Origin of the sequence: Mucilaginibacter endophyticus, assembly GCF_003351025.1 — a bacterium.
Taxonomy (GTDB): Bacteria; Bacteroidota; Bacteroidia; order Sphingobacteriales; family Sphingobacteriaceae; genus Mucilaginibacter; species Mucilaginibacter endophyticus.
On sequence record NZ_QPCG01000022.1, the window covers coordinates 1 to 2,274 of the forward strand.

General features: G+C 41.4%; 3 protein-coding genes. 1 reads left to right on the top strand and 2 read right to left on the bottom strand.

From position 1 onward, the window contains the following. Window positions 1-241: 241 nt before the first annotated feature. A complete protein-coding gene (locus DUL71_RS31750; RefSeq protein WP_114941819.1) occupies window positions 242-631 on the bottom strand; it encodes a RidA family protein in 390 nt (129 codons plus the stop codon). Between the two features lie 31 nt (window positions 632-662). Beyond that, window positions 663-1,616 (bottom strand): NADP-dependent oxidoreductase, encoded by a 954-nt coding sequence (locus DUL71_RS31755; protein ID WP_114941820.1) that lies wholly within the window; start codon window positions 1,614-1,616, stop codon window positions 663-665. Between the two features lie 119 nt (window positions 1,617-1,735). On the opposite strand from DUL71_RS31755, the gene DUL71_RS31760 reads away from it, so the two are divergent. Continuing rightward, a complete protein-coding gene (locus DUL71_RS31760) occupies window positions 1,736-2,113 on the top strand; it encodes a winged helix-turn-helix transcriptional regulator (RefSeq protein WP_114941821.1) in 378 nt (125 codons plus the stop codon). The last annotated feature ends 161 nt before the right edge of the window (window positions 2,114-2,274 follow it).

Here is a 2,274-nt window from a genome sequence, read left to right on the forward strand (position 1 = left end):
TTCGTTTAATTCGAGTTCAGACAAAAAGAAGTGCGCTGTCCACCATATGTCCAAAGATGTAGTGACACAGGTATACGGACGGACGACAGTACCATCATTTACCTCGCAATGACGTGGTGGTTGGTGAATACATATAAACAAAAAGGACCGGAAAATATTCCAGTCCTTTTGTTTGTATGTAAACTGTAAACTGCTCTTACCAACGCGGAATTGTATTGGCTTGCGTCAATTTATATAAACCCTAATTTTTATTGATTATTGCCATGGCTTCAATTTCTAACAACAAATCTTCTCTAATAAAACTGCTTACTTCAACCGTCGTAGAAGCTGGAGGATGCGAAGTATTCACATACTTATCTCTCACTTTTTTGAATAAAGGCAGATTAGAGATATCAATTAAATAGTTATTCAATTTGATAATATTGTCGATACTTCCACCAGCCTTTTCCACTATTTTTTTGATAGAAGAGAAAATAAATTCGGCTTGTTGCTCAAAATCATCTTTGCCAATAATATTCCCTTCGGTATCAATTGCCACCTGGCCTGACATGACAATCATTCTGGCATTCCCCAAGTCAATTTCAACATATTGAGCGTACCCAACAGGCGTAACGTCATTGAAACTTATCATGATTATTTAATTTAAATGCATTGGATAATCGTTAAACTTTCACTACTATTTTGCCCCGGCTATTTCCAGCTTCCTGATGCTGATGTGCTTTAGGTAATTCTTCAAAGGCGTAGCTTGCACTTATATGAGACGTTATTATTCCTCGCTCTAATAACGCTGCTATCTCCTTCATGTCATTTCCGTTAGAAGCTACGGCCATATGATAGCCATGAACTTCCTTCACTTTGGCTGCTTCAGCAATATCCCCTTCAAAATCAGTTAAGAGGCTTATTATCCTTCCTCCTCTTTTCACAGCCTTGATAGAGCGCAACAGATGGTCGCCATACATCGGATCAAGTACAACATCAGCATCAGTTACAATATCCTCAACTTTTTGGTTCTGATAATCAATAAATTCATCTGCACCAAGCGATAGCACAAATTCTTTGTTGTCTGCCGAGGCTGTGCCCACTACATATGCACCCAGTTGTTTAGCTATTGGTATCGCGTAGTGCCCTACGCCGCCGGCAGCTGCATGGATTAGTATTTTTTCACCGGATTGTAGGTTAGCGTGTACCACCAAAGCTTGCCAGGCAGTAAGGGCGGCAAGGCAGGCGGCGGCGGCTTGCTCAAAGGAGATATTATTGGGTTTAAGTGCCAATTGGCACTCAGGCGCAGCAACGTATTCGGCGTAGGCATTTCCTGCTCCCCGAAAGTTAACTAAGCCAAATACGGCATCCCCTATTTTAAAACCCTTTACATCCGCCCCAACCTCTTCTATTATACCGGCTATATCCCATCCCAGGATGAATTTATCCTGGCCAGGTTTGGGCAGGATGAAGGTTTTAAGCGCGGTGCTGTTCTTCCTCACATATATGTCAACCGGGTTAATGCTGATAGCGTGTGTTTTTACCAACACCTCATTGGCTTGTAAGATGGGCCTGGATATTTCTTCCAGGTGTAATTGTTCAATGCCCCCGGTCTGTCTCAATAAAAATGCTTTCATGACTGTTTCCTGTTTATTATTAAATGGCTGCTTATTATTTTTATGCCACAAAACTATCCGGCTTCGGGTATATAGTCCAAGTCGGCAACGGATTGTAAGGAGCTTACAAAATTGTAATCATGAAAAAGATAAAGTTGAGTTCAACAAATCAGATCAATAAAAACTATTTGGAGGATATTTGTATGGGAGCTTATGCGCTTGGTATTATTGGAAGTCGCTGGAAGCTTTCTATTTTCTTTTATCTTAAGGACAGGCCGATGCGTTTCTCAGAGCTCAAACAATCGCTCGGTAGTATTACCGAACGCATGTTGGCCCTTAATCTTGCTGAAATGGAAAGAGACAAGCTCCTGACCCGGATAGTATTTGCGGAGGTGCCAGCAAGGGTAATTTATGAATTAACACCAATTGGAAAGGCATTGACATCAGTATGGGATCAATTAGGTAGCTGGGGCAGGCAACATAAAGATTTCTTACTAACCAATGTTTCGGACGGGTAGCCTCTTGTATAATTTACGCGAAACTCACAGTCGGCACGTTTGCGATAACATGGTGGTGTCTACCGAATATCCGAAGATATCGTGACAGAGGTGAGATGAACCTTGTTTAGCTTTTGAGAGAAACAAGAAGTAGGAAGATTCAGGAAATCAAGAATCAAGAG

What these genes read in the sequence shown, in the direction of transcription:
- DUL71_RS31750 (WP_114941819.1), bottom strand. Translation starts at nt 631, where the DNA reads ATGATAAGTTTCAATGACGTTACGCCTGTTGGGTACGCTCAATATGTT.
- DUL71_RS31755 (WP_114941820.1), bottom strand. Translation starts at nt 1,616, where the DNA reads ATGAAAGCATTTTTATTGAGACAGACCGGGGGCATTGAACAATTACAC.
- DUL71_RS31760 (WP_114941821.1), top strand. Translation starts at nt 1,736, where the DNA reads ATGAAAAAGATAAAGTTGAGTTCAACAAATCAGATCAATAAAAACTAT.